The 18,272-nt window shown below is 69.5% G+C and carries 16 protein-coding genes; 8 read left to right on the top strand and 8 right to left on the bottom strand.

From position 1 onward, the window contains the following. The first annotated feature begins 4 nt into the window (after positions 1-4). Both NR798_RS36355 and NR798_RS36350 read left to right on the top strand, forming a co-directional pair. On the top strand, positions 5-2,407 hold the full coding sequence (locus NR798_RS36355) for a type VI secretion system Vgr family protein (RefSeq protein ID WP_375767141.1): 2,403 nt from the start codon (positions 5-7) through the stop codon (positions 2,405-2,407). 17 nt (positions 2,408-2,424) lie between these two features. Continuing rightward, a complete protein-coding gene (locus NR798_RS36350) occupies positions 2,425-2,946 on the top strand; it encodes a DUF6484 domain-containing protein (protein ID WP_375767140.1) in 522 nt (173 codons plus the stop codon). 98 nt (positions 2,947-3,044) lie between these two features. Here the strand turns inward: NR798_RS36350 and NR798_RS36345 are convergent, their stop codons facing one another. From NR798_RS36345 to NR798_RS36330, 4 genes are read right to left on the bottom strand one after another with little or no spacing between them, the layout of a single operon-like run. After that, the gene (locus tag NR798_RS36345; protein ID WP_375767139.1) at positions 3,045-4,496 is read right to left on the bottom strand and encodes a Gfo/Idh/MocA family protein; all 1,452 of its coding nucleotides are present in this window, start codon (positions 4,494-4,496) and stop codon (positions 3,045-3,047) included. A 21-nt stretch (positions 4,497-4,517) separates the two neighbouring features. Then, positions 4,518-5,075: a GDYXXLXY domain-containing protein gene (locus NR798_RS36340; RefSeq protein ID WP_375767138.1), complete on the bottom strand. Its 558-nt coding sequence runs from the start codon at positions 5,073-5,075 to the stop codon at positions 4,518-4,520. Next, a complete protein-coding gene (locus NR798_RS36335) occupies positions 5,075-6,148 on the bottom strand; it encodes a DUF4401 domain-containing protein (protein WP_375767137.1) in 1,074 nt (357 codons plus the stop codon). The genes NR798_RS36340 and NR798_RS36335 overlap by 1 nt, the downstream gene beginning before the upstream one ends. A gap of 2 nt (positions 6,149-6,150) precedes the next feature. Further along, positions 6,151-7,143, bottom strand: coding sequence for a DUF2157 domain-containing protein (locus NR798_RS36330; RefSeq protein WP_375767136.1), 993 nt, complete (start codon positions 7,141-7,143; stop codon positions 6,151-6,153). A 49-nt stretch (positions 7,144-7,192) separates the two neighbouring features. Between NR798_RS36330 and NR798_RS36325 the strand changes: the two genes are divergently transcribed. Beyond that, the gene (locus tag NR798_RS36325) at positions 7,193-7,912 is read left to right on the top strand and encodes a DNA alkylation repair protein (RefSeq protein ID WP_375767135.1); all 720 of its coding nucleotides are present in this window, start codon (positions 7,193-7,195) and stop codon (positions 7,910-7,912) included. Here NR798_RS36325 and NR798_RS36320 read toward each other — a convergent pair. The 3 genes from NR798_RS36320 to NR798_RS36310 all read right to left on the bottom strand — a co-directional run bounded on the left by NR798_RS36320 (position 7,909) and on the right by NR798_RS36310 (position 10,494). Then, positions 7,909-8,691 (bottom strand): DNA polymerase beta superfamily protein, encoded by a 783-nt coding sequence (locus tag NR798_RS36320; protein ID WP_375767134.1) that lies wholly within the window; start codon positions 8,689-8,691, stop codon positions 7,909-7,911. The genes NR798_RS36325 and NR798_RS36320 overlap by 4 nt on opposite strands. Continuing rightward, a complete protein-coding gene (locus NR798_RS36315) occupies positions 8,688-9,992 on the bottom strand; it encodes a DNA polymerase beta superfamily protein (RefSeq protein ID WP_375767133.1) in 1,305 nt (434 codons plus the stop codon). The genes NR798_RS36320 and NR798_RS36315 overlap by 4 nt, the downstream gene beginning before the upstream one ends. A gap of 70 nt (positions 9,993-10,062) precedes the next feature. Then, positions 10,063-10,494: a hypothetical protein gene (locus tag NR798_RS36310; protein ID WP_375767132.1), complete on the bottom strand. Its 432-nt coding sequence runs from the start codon at positions 10,492-10,494 to the stop codon at positions 10,063-10,065. A gap of 386 nt (positions 10,495-10,880) precedes the next feature. Between NR798_RS36310 and NR798_RS36305 the strand changes: the two genes are divergently transcribed. Both NR798_RS36305 and NR798_RS36300 read left to right on the top strand, forming a co-directional pair. Further along, entirely contained in the window at positions 10,881-12,932 is a 2,052-nt protein-coding gene (locus NR798_RS36305; protein WP_375767131.1) for a serine/threonine protein kinase, read from the top strand. 87 nt (positions 12,933-13,019) lie between these two features. Then, positions 13,020-13,934: a DUF2381 family protein gene (locus NR798_RS36300; RefSeq protein ID WP_375767130.1), complete on the top strand. Its 915-nt coding sequence runs from the start codon at positions 13,020-13,022 to the stop codon at positions 13,932-13,934. Positions 13,935-14,289: 355 nt separating this feature from the next. Here the strand turns inward: NR798_RS36300 and NR798_RS36295 are convergent, their stop codons facing one another. Next, complete coding sequence (locus tag NR798_RS36295) at positions 14,290-15,060, bottom strand: alpha/beta fold hydrolase (protein ID WP_375767129.1); 771 nt, start codon at positions 15,058-15,060, stop codon at positions 14,290-14,292. A 284-nt stretch (positions 15,061-15,344) separates the two neighbouring features. Between NR798_RS36295 and NR798_RS36290 the strand changes: the two genes are divergently transcribed. From NR798_RS36290 to NR798_RS36280, 3 genes are read left to right on the top strand one after another with little or no spacing between them, the layout of a single operon-like run. After that, positions 15,345-16,334 carry an AAA family ATPase gene (locus tag NR798_RS36290; RefSeq protein ID WP_375767128.1) on the top strand — a complete coding sequence of 330 codons (990 nt, stop codon included), beginning with the start codon at positions 15,345-15,347 and terminating at the stop codon, positions 16,332-16,334. A 30-nt stretch (positions 16,335-16,364) separates the two neighbouring features. Then, complete coding sequence (locus tag NR798_RS36285) at positions 16,365-17,246, top strand: DUF58 domain-containing protein (protein WP_375767127.1); 882 nt, start codon at positions 16,365-16,367, stop codon at positions 17,244-17,246. After that, positions 17,243-18,259 carry a hypothetical protein gene (locus NR798_RS36280; protein ID WP_375767126.1) on the top strand — a complete coding sequence of 339 codons (1,017 nt, stop codon included), beginning with the start codon at positions 17,243-17,245 and terminating at the stop codon, positions 18,257-18,259. The genes NR798_RS36285 and NR798_RS36280 overlap by 4 nt, the downstream gene beginning before the upstream one ends. Positions 18,260-18,272: the final 13 nt, after the last annotated feature.

Genomic DNA, 18,272 nt, shown 5'->3' with positions numbered 1-18,272 from the left:
CGCCATGGCATGGACGGACAAGATGGCGTTTGGTCTCCGGGTGGGAGGCCATGGGCCGGAGGAGACCGTGGTCACCCAGTTCTCCGGGGTGGAGGGGCTGTCACGGCCCTTCGAATTCAACCTGGAGCTCTACACCCACGCCGAGGCGCCGCTGGCCCTGGCGGAGCTGATGGGCACCCCGGCCACGTTGACCTTCCAGCACACGGGCGAGCCGGTGCGCTACGTGAATGGCCAGGTGCATCGCGCCCAGGCGCTGGGCCTGCAAGAGGGCCGGCTCCGCTACCGCCTGCGAGTGGTGCCCACGCTCGAGCGGCTCAAGCACGTGCGGCGCAGCCGCATCTTCCAGCACAAGGCCGTCCCGGACATCGTCAAGCAGGTGCTGAACGAGGGGCAGGTGCGGCACCGCTTCGTCCTGTCTGGCAGCTACGCGCCTCGCGAGTACTGCGTGCAGTACCGTGAGTCGGACTTCGATTTCATCTCCCGGCTGCTGGAGGAGGAGGGCATTTTCTACTTCTTCACGCACTCGGAGGACGCGCACCAGCTGCTGCTGGGGGACGGCACCGGGGCGTACCTGGAGATGGCGGGCGGTTCGCTGCTGCCGTTCCGCGAGGAGGATGGCCGGGTGTCGGACGCGGAGCACGCCTCCGCCCTGGCCCAGGTGCACCGGTTGCGCCCCGGCAAGGTCACGGTGCGCGACTTCGACTTCAAGAAGCCCGCGCTCGACCTGACGGCCCAGCCCTCCAAGGCTGGTGACTTCGGTGCGCTCGAGCTCTACGACTATCCCGCTGGTTATGTGGAGCCCTCGGAGGGCAAGCGGCTCAGCAAGGTGCGGCTGGAGGAGCGGCTCCAATCCGAGCGGACCTTGTCGGGAGTCAGTGTCAGCCCTCGGCTGTGTCCCGGTCACTTCTTCGAGCTGGATGCGGTCGCGCAAGGCAAGCTGCTGGTGGTGGAGGTCCAGCACGTGGGCCACCAGCCCGAGGTGCACACGCAGCACGAGGTGCTGGGGCAGGGGCGCTACCGGAACGAGTTCCGTTGCCTGCCCTCGGAGGTGCCTTTCCGGCCGCGCCGGAGCACGCCCCGCCCGGTCATCTCCGGCATCCAGACCGCCACCGTGACGGGGGCTCCCGGAGACGAGATCCACCCGGACGAGCACGGCCGCATCAAGGTGCAGTTCCACTGGGACCGTGAAGGGGGCCGGGACGACAAGAGCTCCTGCTGGATCCGCCCGGGCCAGCTCTGGGGAGGTCCGGCCTGGGGGGGGCTCTTCCTTCCGCGGGTGGGGCAGGAGGTCGTCATCCGGTTCTTCGAGGGAGACCCGGACCGGCCCCTCATCACGGGGGCCGTCTACAACGGGCAGAACCCCACCCCCTACCCGCTGCCGGACGAGAAGACGCGCTCCACCCTGCGCAGCTCCTCCAGTCCCAACAGCGAGGGCTTCAACGAGCTGCGCTTCGAGGATGCCGCTGGCGAGGAACAGGTCTTCCTTCACGCCCAGAAGGACGATGATCTGCACACCCGCAACGACAAGACGCAGGAGATCCGGGCCAACGAGGCGCTGCTCGTGAAGAAGGACCGCCAGCGCACCATCGAGGGCAATCAGACGCTGGCCGTTCTGCAGGAGGACACGAGTCTCGTGGAGGGGAGCCAGACGCTCGCGGTCTCGGGGAACCGGACCACCGGCATCCGCGGGAGCCATGACGAGGAGGTGGAAGGCAACCAGTCGGTGACGGTGAGCGGAATGCAGAATGTCTTCGTGGTGCAGTCCGCCGACACCTCCGTGTCCTTGGCGGCCGCGCTGAACGTGGGAGCCGCCTACTCCATCAATGTCGCCTTGATGAAGATCGAGTCGGTGGAGGGAAACAAGTCCGTCCAGGTGGGAGGCGCCAGCTTCGAGTACGTCGCGGGCATCCGTCAGGAGAGCGTGTCCGAGGATCGCTCCACCAAGGTGGGCAGTGACTTTCAGTCCCAGATCAAGGGCTCGGTGTCGCTGGCGGCCGGCAAGGACCAGAAGGACGACGTCGGGGCCAAAGCGCACACCGAGGTCGGGAAGGGCGCCGGCTCGCTGGCCAAATCCTTTCAATTCAAGGCAGACAAGTTCTCGCTCATCGTCGGCGGCAACCTCATCGTCAGCATGGAGAAGTCCGGCGCCGTCAAGTGGTTTGCCAAGACCCTGACCATCGACGGCTCGAACATCAAGGTCAAGGGCGGTAAGGTGAAGATGCTGGGAGCGGGTTCGCTCAGCAGCAAGTCCGTCTCCAAGCTGGAGCTTCCAGAGGTGGAGGCGGTCGAGCACAAGGAACCACCCGATATCGACCTGTCCTCGGCCCAGTCCGAGCTCCAGTCCCTATCGGCGCAGCCCCCGGCCAGTTCGCCTGGCCGCACGAAGGCCAGCGACTCCAGCCGGTGAGCCGGGAGGTAGAAGGAATGAGCATGAATTCTGGCAAGAAGGCATCACCGTCCGCGCACGACACCGCCCCCCAGGAGCCCATCGTTGGCAGCCGGGTGGGGTGGGTGGTGGGCCTCGATCCTGGGCGCGGGGTGCTCGTGGATTACGAGGGCAACACCGCGGGTCCGTTGCCGGCGCTGTCCACCGTGCCACTCGACGCGAAGAGCCTGGAGCAGGCGGTCGCCTCACGGCAGCGGGCCGTGCTGCTGTTCGAGAACGGAGTTCCCACGTGTCCCCTGCTGGTGGGCCTGGTGCAGACAACGAGCAGCACGCCGCTCATCGATGAGCTGCTGGAGGCCCGCGTCCCACACCAGGAGGTGGAGGCCCGGGTGGATGGCAAGCGCGTGGTCATCGAGGGCCAGGACGAGATCGTCCTGTCGTGTGGCAAGGCGAGCATCACCCTGCGGCGCAACGGCAAGGTGATCATCAAGGGTGTGCAGCTCGAATCGAGCGCGGCCGGAGTCAACCGCATCAAGGGTGGCTCCGTGCAGATCAATTGACCCGGGCGGGTGTGTCTCCTTCCTCGCCGCCGAGTGGCTGGCGCTCGGCGTCCCGCAGGTCCACGAGGACGCTGGCGCCGTCCGGTGTGGAGATCGACTCAGCGCAGCGCGAAGCCCACGAGGGGGTTCTCGCCCCTGCGCTGCAGTACATGTGAGGCGTAGACGGAGCTCATCAGCCGCACGGGGATGCGGTGCTCCTCGATGCTGGAGCGCACGCGCTCCCTGGGCAGCTCGCCTCGGATGAACTGGAGCATCTCCACCACCACCGCCTCCTTGGCCTGCTCGGTGGCCAGCCGCTCCGGGTCATACCCGGCCCGCGCTTCCAGCTCGCCCATGCGGATGATCTCCATCGGCCGTGCATCGCCCGTGAGGCCGCTGTTGCGGAAGACGTGGATGTCGAAGTGGTTGTTGCCGCCCACCGCGTGCTCGTCCCCCGAGCGCTCATCGTGCTCGGCCCGGCTCTGGTAGGAGTGCACCTGGATGTTCTGGAAGGGGCCCTGCTGGATGTTGTGGTGCTCGTGTTTGACGCGGCCGTTGCCCTTGTACAGGTTCTTCCCGGGCCGCAGCGTGTCGCGCCGGCTGAAGCTGTTGTGCAGCAGGTTGATGGACAGGTGGCACACGCTCTCGTCCTGCTCGAGCAGCCGGATGGTGGAGAACGCGTCCAGCTCCCCGTAGTCCCTCATGCGCCGCCTCAGCGCTTCCTCGTCGTGCGTCTGGGCGCTCCGGTACTCCGGTCCGAAGAGCCGCTCGTGGTCCCTCCCATCCAGCTGGCGCAGATAGCCGCTCGGGGTCTGGAACGAGGAGAACACCTCCGCGAAGTCCGCCTGCTTTCCCGTGGTGCGGGCCACCGTCTGATAGAGCCACCAGGCCAGATCGAAGAAGTGGTACCCGCTGTGGGAGACCTTGCCGTGCCCCTCGTTGTAGCCGTGGTAGCCGAGGGTGACCATCTCCGCGGGCAACCGCCACTGTCCGTCGGCGTGCGAGGACTGGATGGAGGTGATGGGACAGTTCGTCTTCCCGGCGATCTCCTCGAGCAACTCGCGCACCCGCTGGAATCCGGGGTGGAAGCGCCGCTGCACGTTGATGCTGAAGAGGGTCCGTTTCTCCTTCTGCAGCCGGCCATGGGCGGAGAGCAGGGCCTCGTAGTCGCCGTAGATGCCCACCGCCTGGTGCAGGTCCGTGGCGGCGTTCTCCCGGGTGGTGACGGGCTTGTCCATGAGGATGTGCAGCCGCTCCTCCAGGGCCCACTCCGCATAGGCCCGGTGCGACAGCGGCTCGGTGGCGATGATGACGCCATCGAGCGGCTCGCGCCGCGCGGTGCGGCTCAGGGCGGCCCGCACGTCCTCGGGCATGCGCTGCTGGAAGGGCTTCACGAAGAGCAGCTCCGGGCGCAGCTCCCGGGCGGCGAGGAAGGAGCGGACCTCCTCCTCCTTCGCCTCGACATCCACCACCAGCGCTACTTCCACACCGAAGCGCTCCCGCAACCGCTGCAGGGCGGGCACATAGACGCGCCGGGCATGGGGTCCCAAGCCAATGACCGCGATTCTCATGCCTTCATGCTAAGGCATGTTTTACTGGGTGTCCCCACCTTGCAGCGCGCTGCCGAGCGGCTGGCGTCCGGCGTCGCGCAGGCCCACGAGGACGCTGGAGCCGTCGCCGGTCACCCGGAGCTCGCCATACTTCGCCCCCTCGTAACGGTCCGCGTGACCTTCCTGGAAGAAGAAGGCCTCGGCGCCCAGGCGGACGCGGCCCTCGCGCACCTTGTAGCGCAGCAGCAGCTCTCCGGGGGCGAGCGGGGTGCCGGGCGCGTCGTGGCGGACGAAGCGTCCCACGCCGTTCTCGTCGAGCCGGAGCACGAGGCGCCCCTCCTTCGGGCGCTCCCTCGGGGCCGGGCTCGAGTCCAAATCCCAGTCCGAGTCCCTGTCCGTGTCGTTGGCCAGCCGGGCCTCGCGGCTGACGGCGTAGTCGAGCACCATGTAATCGCCCTGCATGAGCGAGCGGGGGTCCACCGGCGCGAGCTCCAGCAGCACCGGCGTGCCGTGGGCCAGGACCTGCTCCTTGCGGACGACCTGCACCACGAGCACGGCCACCACGAGGAGGAAGCCACCGAAGATGACGCGGGCGCGCATCAGCGCACCTCCTCGGCCGCGGGGAAGCGGCGCAGGATGAAGAGCCGCAGGCCGAGCAGCACCAGGCCGCTGCCCAGCAGCGCGAGCGACTTGGCCAGCAGGGACAGCTGGAGGTCGTAGTAGTAGCCCACGCCGAACACGAGGATGAAGGTCACGGCCATGCCGAGCAGCACCACGCTGCGCCGGTGGAAGCCGAGCAGGAGCACGCCGATCGCCGCGATGACGCCGGGCGTGTGGAGCGTGAGGAGGGCCGTCAGCACCAGCGAGGCGAAGGCCGTCACGCCCGCGGTGCCACCGGGCTCGGAGTCCGTCTCCTCCAGCACGCGCCAGGCCGAGTACAGCGTCACCACGGCGAGCCCGAGCGTCAGCACGCCCATGGGCAGCTCCGCCGTGCCCTCGCGGAAGAGGCCCAGGTACAGGTCATGGAACCAGGTGCGCATCACCAGCGAGGCCAGGAGCGTGGTGACGAGCCCGAAGGCCGTGGGGGTCACCAGGGCACTCCAGCGCCCGCCCTGGAGCCGGCTCTGGTGGAGGAAGAGGAGGTGCGCGAGCACGGTGAGGCCCACCAGCGTCACGTCCACCAGCACGCCCGCCGCGGTGAGGCGCAGCAGGGTGAGCAGCGCGAGGCTCCCGAAGAGCGCGGACAGGAAGCGCTGGATGGCATCCGGGTAGACGAAGAGGAGCACCGTCTGGAGGACGAAGGTGGCGAGGGCCGCCGTCTCCTCACTCTTCGTGAGCGCCCACACGCCGCCGATGAAGAGGGCCTGGCCGGCCAGTCCGGTGGACAGGGTGAGCTGGGTGAGGAACACGTTGCTCCCCGCGTACCGCAGGAGCACCGCACCTCCCGTGAGGAGCAATCCCAGGACGATGGCTCCCACCTCCTCGCCCACCGCCACCCCGATGGCGATGAAGGCGAGCAGGAACCAGGAGGCCATCCAGGCTCCGAAGCCGGTGAGGACGCGGACGAACCAGGGCATGGTGGCCGTGGCGTCCTTGCTGGAAGCGAGCGCGGCACGTGCGGGCTCCTGGAGCGCGGTGGGCAGCACGTCCCGCAGCGAGGGCTTGAACGCCATGGCTAGGCCTCCTCCGGGCCGCGTGCCTCGGCGCGCAGCCACCAGACGGTGAGCCCCACCTCGCCGATGATGAGCAGGGCCATGATGAAGAAGATGGCCGGGCCGAGGTCATCCGCCTTGATCAGGACGCGGCCGACGAGGGTGGTGACCAGCGTCATCGCACTCACCGCGTCCAGGGTGAGGAGGAAGAGCTCGGAGCGCACCTGCCGGTGGAAGAAGTACGCCCCTGCCATCACCCCCACGAGCAGGAGAAGCCCCACCCAGCTCGCGCCGTCCGCCTCCCGGGGCACCCCCACCACCAATTCCGACAGGACGAGCAGCGGCGCCATGGTCATCATCGCCAGCACCCGGGGCAGCCACCGGCCACTGAGCCAGGGGATGCCACGCGCCGCGAGGGCTTCATGCGCCACCCAGGCTCCGCCGTTCACCAGGGCGAGCACCAGCAGCAGCGGGGGACCCTCACCATCGAGGACCTGGAACCAGAAGAGACCCAGCCCGGTGTTCACGAGGAGCAGCAGCAGCAGCCAGAGGGGACTGAAGCGCGCGAGCGCCACCCAGGGGAGGATGAGGAGGCTCCACCCGAGGAACAGCTCATAGGGGTCCGCGCCCGTCTGGTAGGCCTGTCCGTAGACGGCGAGCAGTGGCCCCACGAGCACCGCGGCGAAGAGGAGGGCGAACTGGCCGGCGAGGGTCTCGCCCAGGCGCCAGGCGGCGGCGCAGGAGGCGAGGATGGCGGCCAGCAGCAGCCCCATCTTCCCGAAGCGGTGGAGCGCGGCCCAGTTGTAGGCGAAGAAGTAGATGACGCCCGAGAGCACCAGCAGCGAGCCGAAGCCCACCAGCACGGCGGACAGGAAGCGCCGCCAGGCGGGCCGCTCGGGAGTGGCGACGGCGAGCCGCAGGGCGTGCTCCAGGCCCTGGGGCGTCAGGACACCGGCATCGGCGAGCGCGCGGAGGCGCTCGGGCGTGGCGGCGAGGTCGAGCAGATCATGGGACACGGCGGGTGACGCTAGCCTCTCGGGTCATCTCCCCGCCAGACTTCCGCCCATGAATACCTCCTCCGCCAAGGTCATCCGGGACGAGCTGGCGCGGGCAGCCGACGCCGAGAAGGCCGCCTTCTATCCAAGGTTCTTCAAGACAGGCCCAGGCGAGTACGCCGAGGGAGACGTGTTCCTCGGCGTGACCGTGCCGGAGCAGCGGAGGATCGCCCGGCGCCACAAGGACCTGGCCCTGGAGCAACTGGACGAGCTGTTGCGGAGCGGGGTCCACGAGCACCGGCTCACCGGCTTCATCATCCTCGTGACGAGATTCGAGCGGGCGGATGAGGCCGGACGCGGCCGGCTCTTCGCGTTCTGCCGGGAGCACCTGGCGGGGTTGAACAACTGGGACCTGGTGGACACGGTGGCGCCCCGGCTCGTGGGGGCGTATCTGCTCGAGCACCCGGAGCTCATGCCGCTGCTCTACGAATTCGCGCGCTCGCCGGTGCTGTGGGAGCGGCGCATCGCCATCATGTCGACCCAGGCCTTCATCCGGGCGGGAGTCTTCACACACACGCTGAAGCTGGCGGAGGTGCTGCTCCGCGACGAGCACGACCTCATCCACAAGGCCGTGGGCTGGATGCTGCGGGAGGTGGGCAACAGGGACCCGGCGAGCGAAGAGTCTTTCCTCGATCGGCATGCGCGGGAGATGCCGAGGACCATGCTGCGCTACGCCATCGAGAAGTTCCCCAAGGCGAAGCGCGAGCACTACCTGAAGCTGAAATCCTAGAACCGCGAGCGCCGGAGCTCGAGCAACCACGCCTCCAGCGCCTCGGTGCCCTGGGGCTCCTCGGGGAGCACGGAGCGCTCGCAGGCGGAGTCGAGCCGCTCGAAGGCCCGGGTCACCTGGCCGCGCCAGTGCTCGGAGAGGGGCTCGGGCAGCTCGCTGCGCTCGCCACGGCGCTTCCAGGCGACGAGCTCGCCGGCCTCGCCGAAACCATAGCGGTCCATCAGCGCGGTGAGGTCCGTCTCCAGCTCGCCCGTGAGGAGCGCATGGGTGCCGGTGAGCGTCGTGCGCAGCACGTAGAGGAACTTCTTGGTGGAGCGGAAGCCCGTCTTCTCCCACTCGCGCAACTGGCCGTGGGCGAAGCCGCGGTAGTGCCGGTGCAGCCGCCGCGACAGCACGCCGCGCACCAGCGGACGCACGGACTCCAGCTCGGGCGAGCCGCGCAGGGTATGCGCCCCGAGCAGCCGCTCCAGGTAGTTGCCATTGCCCTGGAGGGCGCCGAACAGCACGGGGCCGACTTCGTTGGACGAGTAGTCCACCTCGACGCCGTCCACCACCTCCAGACGCTCGGCGGACACGGGGCCGCGCTGCTCCAGGCGGAGCAACTGGGAAGTGGGAGTGACGTGGATGGACTTGAGGTCCAGGTCACTGTCGGGCGAGGGGAAGCCGTACGCGTGCGCGCCCGAGAGGGACACGACGAGGTGCCACCGCCGGGTGGACTCCTCGTCGAGCACGGCGTTGGCGACCCGGGTCTGGTGCTCCGTCATCAGGGTTGCGGTCATGACTCTTCCTCCTTCCATTCGACGGCCGGAGGCGCGGGGGCATCACGGCCAAGCGGCCCGGGCACCTGGAGTACCCAGCGCCGCGCCAGTTCCTCGCCTACGCGGCGCAGCAGGCGGTCCGCGCGCCCGTAGTCCGGGAGCTGCGGCAGCTTGCTGGTGCGGTGGGCCTCTTCCAGCTCCGGTGCGAGGGCCTCGGCATCCCGCAGCACCTCCTCCAGCGGGACGCGTCCGGCCTTGATCTCCAACATGCGTGCCTTGTAGGTGCCGGTGACTTCGAAGGTGGGCACTCCCTCCCGCAGCCACCCGGTAGCGAGCACCACCAGGCGCAGCAGGTTGTAGGCATTCTTCGGGCGCAGCTCGCGAGCGCTGGGAGGCCGCTGGCCGCCACCCCGCGCGTAGCGGGTGAGGGCGGCGAAGTCGTTGGCCTCGATGAGGCCCTGATCCCACAGCGAGCGGTAGAGCTGCTTGAGGTACGTCTTGGCCGCGAGCAGCGCGTCCTCGGGCGAGGGCGCGGAGCGCGGGGAGATGGCCGCGAGCCGCCGGGCCACCTCGTCGAGGCCAGGCGCGGGCTCCTCGCACAGCCACTCGAGCACCAGGTCGCGGTGCTCGGCGAGCCGCTGGCTGCGCGTGAGCTTGTCGAGCTGGCTCATGGCGTACCGGCCGAAGCTGCCGAAGATGGCCTTGGACACGAAGGCTTCGCGCTCGGCGAGGAGCCACTCCCCCAGCTCGTCCGAGGCGCGGGCGCTGGGGACGAAGAGCATCTCCAGGGTGTTGGGATCGGCGCGGAGGGCCTGCTCCACCGCCTTGGAGATCTCCCAGAAGGTATGACTGCCATCGGCGCTGACGAGATCTCTCGCCTTGTCGGCGAGGCCGAAGTGCCAGGGCAGGGGCAGGCCGAAGACGCCGCGCATGTCGACGTCGGAGGACTCGTTGGCGAGGCCCCAGGCCTGCGAGCCCACCACGGTCTCCAGCACCACGCAGGGGCGCAGGGCGTCCCAGGTGGCGGCGCGCCGGAGCGCGAACTGGAGCTGGCCCGGCTTGCGAGGCACCAGCTCGTCGCGGGCGTACCAGAGCTCGCCTACGCCGACCACCTGGACGTCGAAGCCGCCGCCACGGGCGCGCACCACGCGGCCCACCACGCCCTGGGGGATGTGTCGGTCGCCGGCCACGCGCTCCACGCGGGTCGTCACCTCGGTGCCGTGGGGGAGGGGGACGGACAGCTTGTCCACCTGCTCGTAACCACGGGGACGGGCGGTGCCCTCGGTACGGTCCTGCTCGGGAGTCTTGGATCCGCGGCTCATGGGCGCCTCCGGGGGAGTACGAGACAAGCTACCCAGGGACGTTACAGGCGCGGACTCCTGACTCAAACCCTCAGAACGTCGCGAGCGACAGCACCGGGCTGCGGCGCGCCACTGCCTGCCGGGCGAACTTCACCATCTCCGAGAGGAATTCACGCAGCTCCTCCGGGCCGTGGTTCTCCTGGTCCATCCGTTCCACCCAGGCGTTGACGAGGCCGGGCACGTTCGCGTCCGTCACACGGGCCAAGGATTGGATGAAGGACTCCACCACGCGCGCGATGATGAGACCGTCTTCCTCCCGGAAGATGAGCGGATCCTCCAGGGTGCGCTCGTCCGTGATGTCTTCCGTGCCCCGGAGCGCGGCGGAGAGGGCCATGAACTCCATCTCGATGAGCGGGAGCTCGAGGTACATCCAGTCCTCCGGGGAGTGTTCTTCGGTGGTGACGATCGACTCGATTGCCTCCGCCTCGTCTTCCTTCGCGATGAACCAGGTCGTTACCTGCATGAAGGGTCTCCAATGTGGATGCGATTGTCTGGGACGAATCTATCACCACATGACGTCAGAGGTAGATTTTCTCGGCCAGTCCTCGGAGGACGGTTGGAATGGAGCATGCGCGAGGGATTGCCCATCGCGGCTGATGCTCGTTGACGTCAACGAGTGACTTCTCGGCGCGCTGGGCGCTTCAGGTGTAGACGTCTACACCTGGAGGTGTAGTCAAATGTGCTACACCAAGTGTAGGCGTCTACACCTGGGCGCAGGTGCAGCCCGTTTTCGGGCCAGGGCGCTCCGAGCGTCCGGGCACCGTGCTGGCCGCCAAACGTGCCGGACGGAGCGCCGCGGGAGAATCCGCCGCGTCATGTTAGCCTCCTCACCTCGGAGGTTGGCCTTTGTTGAGAGTCAGCGCGCGGGTGTACAGGCTGCCGGAGCCCGGGGAGCTGGTGGGCCAGTACCGGGTGGTGGGCCCGCTGGGCGAGGGCGGCCAGGGTCACGTCTTCCTCGCCGAGTGCGCGGGGCGCTCCTGTGTCCTCAAGTTCTTCCGCGACTACCCGGACAACCCCTGGGGCGAGCTGGAGATGGACATTCTGCGCCACGTCCAACACCCCAACGTGGTGCGGGTGCTGGGCCATGGGCGCTGGCCCTACCCGGACGAGGGCTACCTCTACCTCGTCATGGAGTACGTGCGGGGGCAGCCGCTGCTGAGGCATGCCCTGGAGCACAACCCCTCGGCGCGCCAGACCGCCACGCTCATGCGGGAGGCGGCGGGGGCGCTCGCGCTGGTGCACCGCCAGGGCGTGCTGCACCGGGACATCAAACCGGACAATCTCCTGGTGAGGGCGGCGGACGGCACGCCTGTCTGGGTGGACTTCGGGGTGGGGCACCTGGAGGGCCGCCCCACGCTGCCGCGGTGGGGGAGGCTGCCGCCGGGAACGCCCGAGTACACCAGCCCCGAGGCGTACCGCTTCCTGGAGGAGAACCCGGAGAAGAGCGCGCGCTACCGGCCGGGCGTGGCCGACGAGGTGTGGGCCTTGGGTGTCACCCTGTACGAGTTGCTCACCGACAGGCTGCCCTTCGGCTCGCACATGGGCAACCCGCACATGGTGAAGGACATCCGCACCCGCACGCCCCTGGCGCCACACGAGGACAACCCGCGCGTGCCGGTGGCGCTGGGCCGGGTGTGTCTGCACCTGCTGGAGAAGGAGCCCGGGGAGAGGCTCGCGGACATGGAGGCGGTGGCCGCGGCGCTGGAGGCGGCGCTGGCGGGGGCGGGGGAGGACTGGGACGTGCCGCTGATGGACCCCGACGCCCCGCAGGTGCGCACCACCGAGGAGATACCCGGCCAGGTGGAGGACCGCGACTCGCGCGAGCGCTTCCTGCGGCATGTCGTGGCGGCGATGCCCCGGCGCGGGCGGGTGCGCAAGGCCCGGGGCCAGGTGCCAGCCGCTGCCGTGGCACCCGCCGGGCAGGAGGCGCCCGCGAAGCAGGAGGCGCCGGTGGTGCCCCCCGTCATGGAGGCCCCGGTGCACGCGGTGGAGGGTGCCGCCGCCCTCGTGGCGCTACCTCCGTCGAGCCCCGCCGGCCGGGCGCCCCCGGGCCCGCGAGCGCGTGCGCTGGCCGTGACGCTGCTGGTGGGCGCGCTGGTGCTGGCCGGCACGTGGGCCCTCCTCTCCCGCCCGGAGTCCGGGGCGGAGCGTCCTCCGGCCTCCGCTTCTCTGGCGGCACCGCTACCTCCTGGGGAATGGGCGGGCTCCCCGACACCCTACCCCGGGCTTGTCCGCGAAATGGCGGGGCCGGACGCGCCGTCCGAAGCTGGAGGGGGTGCGGTTGCCCCTCCTGACTCTTCCCCCGCGCCCGCCCCCGCCATGCCCCGAGAGACAGACACCCGCCTGAAGCCTGAAAACAAGCCCGCCCCGAGGCCGCAACGCCCGGCGCCGGGCTGTGTCCCCGCCCGTCAGGAGCTGTGCCTCGTGGGCTTGTGCACTGTGCTCCTCTCCGGCTGCACCAGCACGCCCCAGGTGGTGCGCCCCCCGCCCCGGCCCGCCGACTGCCCCCCCGGTGCCGTGAAGGCCATGGAGGAGTTGGGCGTCCACATCAGCAAGACGGGCACCGCGGTGTTCCCCCATGAGCCCGGCGCCCGGCCCGTCACCGTGCACGAGTTCACCCCCATGCGGGTTCCCATCATGACGGGCACGGACAACCTGGGGCAGCTGGCCGGGAGCGAGCTCACCGGGCGGCTCTACCTCGGGCCCGAGCGCGTCTACGGCCGCTTCACCCAGGCCCGGAAGCGCACCGGCGAGACGTACCCGGTGTGCCTGGAGCTCATCGGGGCGTACACCCGGTGGGGGGAGCCTCCGGGCGTGGAGCGGGAGGACGTTGGCGGCCCCGCGGATGCCGCCGTCGTCTTCTCCACCCAGTACGTCCGGGCGGTGGAGCGCTTCGAGTAGGCGCGGGCGGCACGGGCCCGGCGAGGTGTGGTAGAGGCCAACGCCTCGCGTCACCCCGCCCCGCCTTCCCCTGGAGGTTGACTCCCCGTGCCCCTCGCGTCCCCCATGGGCTTGCTCGCGCTGGCCCTGCTCGCCTCCTCCCCCCAGGCCACTATGCTGTCCCCGCCGGACGTATGTGAGACGGCGAGCCCGCGCGTCGACTTGTCGGCCGAGCCCCCCGCGACGCCGCCCTTGGTGTGCATCAGCCCGGACGTGCCCCTCACGCTGCGCTTCGACACCCCGCTCCAGCCCGGCTCCGTGCGGGTGGAGCAGCGCGAGCGCTTCGAGGAAGTGAACCCCGGGCAGCAGACACTCACCCTGGTGCCCCCAAAGAAGCTGGAGGCCGGGGAGCGCTTCCTGCTGGACGTGTGCTTCGCGGACGGGGCGGCCCCCGCCTGCGCCAGCTTCGTCCTGCGGGTGCACCCGGCGCTGGGCCTGTCGCAGGTGAAGGTGTTTCGTAAGCCCCGCACGGTGGAGTCCTTCCGGGAAGGGGAGAAGGCGGCCCAGGCCGAGGCCTGGCAGTGCCAGGAGGAGGTGCGCCAGCTGCGTGCCGAGCGCGGCGCCCCCGAGGGACTCCGGGGCGTGCTGGCCTCGGGGCTACTGGGGAAGAAGGGCATCCTCTTCAAGGAACTGACGAAGAGCGTCACGCAGGCCAAGGGCAACGACCTGCGCCTGGAGCAAGCCCGCAGCTACCGCACGGAGGGTCGGGTGGCGGTGGACGTGTGGCTCGACAATACCGGCACACTGCCGTGGACGGCGGCGGGCGCGGTGCTGCGCGGCCCCAAGGGCGAGGTGTTGAAGCTGCTGCCCCTCTGGCAGCAGGAGCCCGGTGCCGAGGGATGGCGCCGCGTGGTGGTGGAGGTGCCTGCCTCCGAGACGGAGGCCCGGGGCACGTACACCCTCATACTCTGGGACGCGGAGCTGAAGCGCACCGTCACCCTGGGCAACGTCACTTTCCCGTAGCGCCCGCGCCTCCCTGGCCAACCCTCCACGTCGCGCACCGCCATGCCTACCCGGTGCCTTGACGGTCGCACCCGCGTTTCCGTGTACTCCCGCCAATCCCCAACACCAGCCCTCCGGCTGGAGGGATCGGTGCGGCATGTCCCCCGGCTGAAGCAGTCCCCCCGGCCGGTGTGCTGCCGCGCCGCTGGTGGGTTTTGCTCGGCGCCTTCCTTTCTCTCGCGTGCGGCAGGAAAGCGTTGGTTCACGACTATCTCGCCTTCTACAACATCGACCACACCACGGGCGGTCCGCGTTGGGATGCGCTGGTGCGGAGTCTCAAGCGCAAGGCCAGGAAGTAGCGGAGCCGCTCACCCACTCAGCGGAACAAGTCCGCCGACAGAAAGCTGTCTGGTTGCTCCAGGTGCGGACCGTGCCCCGCCGCCACGCGCACGAGCCGCGCATCCGGCATGACCTTCACCGCGGCCTCGGCGAGTGACACGGGCAGCACCGTGTCCTGCTCGCCCCAGTAGAGAAGGGTGGGCTGCTTCACCTCGCCCAGCCGCTCGGCACGGTGGAACACGCCGCCCGTGAGCGGCACCAGCGTGTTGAAGGCGCGCGTCGCCTCGGCTCTCCCCCCAGGCACCGTCATCAACTCATACCCCAGCGCCGCCAGCCTCCGGTTCAGCGGCGTGTCCGGCAGCGGCGCGATGCGGCCGAAGAGCTTCGGCCCCAGCACCCGCGCCACCCGCTCCGGGCCCAGGCGGAAGAAGAGCCGGGCATCCCGCGCCATCTCCGGGCCCAGCCCCATCGCGTCCACCAGCACCAGCCGCTCCACCGGCACGCGGCCTCGCAGCGCCAGCTCCAGCGACACCAGTCCGCCCAGCGAGTGCCCCACCAGCGTCATCGGCCCCGGCGCCAGCATGGCCAGCACCTCCTCCACCGGCTCGGTGAAGAAACGCAGCCCGTCCTCGGCCGTCCGCACCGTCCCTCCCGGCGCCGACGAGCACCCGAACCCTGGCAGATCCACCGCCAGCACCCGGTGCTCCCGGGCCAGCTCGGGCAGGAGCGGGAACCACATGCTCGCCGCGTTCCCCCGGCCATGCAGCAGCACCACCGCCGGACCCTCGCCCCCCTCCAGGAGCCGCAATGCTCCACCCCCCCGCAGCGGGCACATCCGGGCACTCACCCCCGGGGCCAACTCCCCCAGCAACCCGGCCTCCACCGGCCCCGGGACGCGGGGTTCACCCCCTCCAGAAGGTTGGCGTTCCCCGTCCCGATGTGGTTTGGGGTACTCCTGCGGGTCATTCCGGGGTGGTTCCGAGGGCATGGACCTCCGAAATTACCGGAATGCCCGGCGTGATGGGTTGTTGAGCGGCGTACCTACACCTCCTAGGCTGCCCGCCTCCTCCAGGGACAGTCGAGACGGCACATATGAACACGGACATCCGGGCGCTCACCGAGCGCGTCCAGCAGGAGAGCAGCTTCGTCGAGGTCCTCAACCAGGAGGTCGGCAAGGTCATCGTCGGCCAGCGCTACATGCTGGAGCGCATCCTCATCGGCCTGCTGTGCAACGGCCACGTCCTGCTCGAGGGCGTGCCGGGCCTGGCCAAGACGCTCACGGTGCGCACCATCGCCGACAGCATCAGCGCGTCCTTCCAGCGCATCCAGTTCACCCCGGATCTGCTGCCCGCGGACGTGGTGGGCACGATGATCTACAACCAGCAGGCGGCGAACTTCACGGTCCGCAAGGGCCCCGTCTTCGCCAACGTGCTGCTGGCCGATGAAATCAACCGCGCCCCCGCCAAGGTGCAGTCCGCGCTGCTCGAGGCCATGCAGGAGCGCCAGGTCACCATCGGTGACACCTCCTTCCCGCTGCCCTCGCCCTTCCTGGTGCTGGCCACCCAGAACCCCATCGAGCAGGAGGGCACCTACCCGCTGCCCGAGGCGCAGGTGGACCGCTTCATGCTCAAGGTGAAGGTGGGCTACCCCACGCGCGAGGAGGAGAAGGTCATCATGGACCGCATGAGCGGCGGGAAGCCCCCGCAGGCTCAGAAGGTCATCGACCTGCAGCACCTGGTGAAGGCCCGCGAGCTCGTCACGCAGATCTACATGGACGAGAAGGTGAAGGACTACATCCTCAACGTGGTCTTCGCCACGCGCGAGCCGGGGCGCTACGGCCTCAAGGATCAGGCGGACTACATCCAGTTCGGGGCGAGCCCGCGCGCCACCATCGCGCTGAGCCAGGCCTCGCGCGCCCATGCCTTCCTGCGCCACCGCGGCTTCGTCACGCCCGAGGACGTCAAGGCCGTGGCCTTCGATGTGCTCCGCCACCGCATCGCCCTCACCTACGAGGCCGAGGCCGAGGAGCTCACCACCGAGAAGCTCATCCAGCGCGTCTTCGATCGCGTCGAGGTTCCGTAACCAGACCCGGGAGAGCCCAGGGGGCGCGTCGTGCTCGCCAAGGACATCATCCGCCGCATCCGCAAGCTGGAGATCCGCACCCGCAAGGTGGTGTCGGACATGCTCGCGGGCCAGTACCACTCGGTCTTCAAGGGCCGGGGCATGGCCTTCTCCGAGGTGCGGCAGTATCAGCCCGGTGACGAGATCCGCATCATCGACTGGAACGTCACCGCCCGCATGAACGAGGCCTACGTCAAGGTCTTCACCGAGGAGCGCGAGCTCACGGTGATGCTCGTGGTGGACGTGTCGGCCTCGAAGGAGTTCGGCTCGCGCGAGCGCTCCAAGTCGGAGGTGGCCGCCGAGGTGGCCGCGCAAATCGCCTTCAGCGCCATCGCCAACAACGACCGGGTGGGGCTCATCCTCTTCTCGGACCAGGTGGAGAAGGTGGTGCCGCCGCGCAAGGGCCGCACGCACGTGATGCGGCTGGTGAGCGACATCCTCACCTTCCAGCCCAAGGGGAAGGGGACGGACCTGGCCGCCGGCCTCACCTACCTCAACCGCGTGGCGCGCCGGAAGACGGTGACGTTCCTCATCTCGGACTTCCTCGCCGACGGCTACGAGCCGCCGCTGCGCCTGGTGGGCCGCAAGCACGACCTGGTGCCCGTGGTCATCGAGGATCCGCTCGAGCAGGAGTTCCCCCGGCTGGGTCTGGTGGAGATGGAGGACCCGGAGACGGGCGAGCGCTTCGTGGTGGACACGAGCGACCCGCTCGTCCGCGGCCGCTTCGCCCGCACCATGCAGGCGCAGCGCGAGGAGCGGCGCAGGCTCTTCAAGAAGCTGGAGTTGGACCACGTGGAGCTGAGCACCGGTGATGACCATGGCATGGCCCTGGTGCGCTTCTTCCGCGCCCGCTCCCGGAGGATGGCGGCATGAGGTGGCTGGCCCTGTGCACGTTCCTCCTCGTCTCGCCGGCCCTGGCCCAGGAGCCAGCGCCCGCTCCGTCTCAAGTGGCCCTCGCGAAGCTGCCGCTGGTGGAGCCCCAGGGGTTCCAGGCCCGCGTGCAGCCCGAGCAGGTGCTGCTCGGCGAACCCTTCGTCTACGAGCTGGTCATCACCCATCCGGCGGACCACCGCTACGACCTGGAGCTGCCGCCGGAGCTGGGTGACTTCGAGCTGCTCTCCCAGGCGCGCACGCCTCCGGAGACCGGCAAGGAGCCCGCCGTCACCACCTTCCACCTGAAGCTGTCCGCCTTCAACCTGGGCATGCTCTCGCTGCCCGAGGTGCCCTTCCTCGTGTCCACGCCGGAGGGCCCCAGGCGCTTCGTGGCGCCGGCCCGCAGCCTCGAGGTGGCCTCCACGCTGCCCGAGGACGCCCAGGCGGAGGGCGCGGACCTCAAGGAAATCCAGCCGCCCACCGAGGTGACCATCCCCTCCTGGACGCTCGCCTGGGTGCTGGCGGGCCTGCTGACCGCCGCCGGGTTCGGCCTGATGGTGTGGAGGGTCCTCCGCAAGTACCGCAAACACCGCGTGGCCCAGGTCAAGCCGCTGCTGCCCCTGGACGTGCGCACGCGCCAGGCGCTGGACATCCTCAAGTCCGAGGACCTGCCCGCCAAGGGCAAGGTGAAGGACTTCTACTTCCGGCTGTCGGAGATCATCCGTGGCTACCTGGGCGAGCGCTATGGCTTCGACGCCCTGGAGTGCACCAGCTCGGAGCTGATGCAGGAGCTGCGGCGCAAGAAGCCCCTCCAGTTCCCCGAGGACGGGCTGATGCGCTTCGTCTCCGAGTCGGACCTGGTCAAGTACGCCCGCGCCGAGTCGACGCCGGAGTCGTGCCGCGAGGCGCTCGCCTTCGGCTACGAGCTGCTGGACAAGACGTGGCCCCCTCTCGTGCCGCCTCTCACCGAGGCCTCTCTCGTGTCCAATGCCTCCGGTCCCCGCGTTTCATAACCCCGAGTTCCTG

The organism is Archangium gephyra (assembly GCF_042230915.1).
In the GTDB taxonomy this organism is placed as follows: Bacteria; Myxococcota; Myxococcia; order Myxococcales; family Myxococcaceae; genus Archangium; species Archangium gephyra_B.
This window is presented reverse-complemented; position numbering and strand designations above follow the sequence as displayed.

What these genes read in the sequence shown, in the direction of transcription:
- NR798_RS36310 (WP_375767132.1), bottom strand. Translation starts at nt 10,494, where the DNA reads ATGCAGGTAACGACCTGGTTCATCGCGAAGGAAGACGAGGCGGAGGCA.
- NR798_RS36345 (WP_375767139.1), bottom strand. Translation starts at nt 4,496, where the DNA reads ATGAGAATCGCGGTCATTGGCTTGGGACCCCATGCCCGGCGCGTCTAT.
- NR798_RS36335 (WP_375767137.1), bottom strand. Translation starts at nt 6,148, where the DNA reads ATGGCGTTCAAGCCCTCGCTGCGGGACGTGCTGCCCACCGCGCTCCAG.
- NR798_RS36320 (WP_375767134.1), bottom strand. Translation starts at nt 8,691, where the DNA reads ATGACCGCAACCCTGATGACGGAGCACCAGACCCGGGTCGCCAACGCC.
- NR798_RS36280 (WP_375767126.1), top strand. Translation starts at nt 17,243, where the DNA reads ATGAGGTGGCTGGCCCTGTGCACGTTCCTCCTCGTCTCGCCGGCCCTG.
- NR798_RS36340 (WP_375767138.1), bottom strand. Translation starts at nt 5,075, where the DNA reads ATGCGCGCCCGCGTCATCTTCGGTGGCTTCCTCCTCGTGGTGGCCGTG.
- NR798_RS36350 (WP_375767140.1), top strand. Translation starts at nt 2,425, where the DNA reads ATGAGCATGAATTCTGGCAAGAAGGCATCACCGTCCGCGCACGACACC.
- NR798_RS36290 (WP_375767128.1), top strand. Translation starts at nt 15,345, where the DNA reads ATGAACACGGACATCCGGGCGCTCACCGAGCGCGTCCAGCAGGAGAGC.
- NR798_RS36355 (WP_375767141.1), top strand. Translation starts at nt 5, where the DNA reads ATGGCATGGACGGACAAGATGGCGTTTGGTCTCCGGGTGGGAGGCCAT.
- NR798_RS36325 (WP_375767135.1), top strand. Translation starts at nt 7,193, where the DNA reads ATGAATACCTCCTCCGCCAAGGTCATCCGGGACGAGCTGGCGCGGGCA.
- NR798_RS36315 (WP_375767133.1), bottom strand. Translation starts at nt 9,992, where the DNA reads ATGAGCCGCGGATCCAAGACTCCCGAGCAGGACCGTACCGAGGGCACC.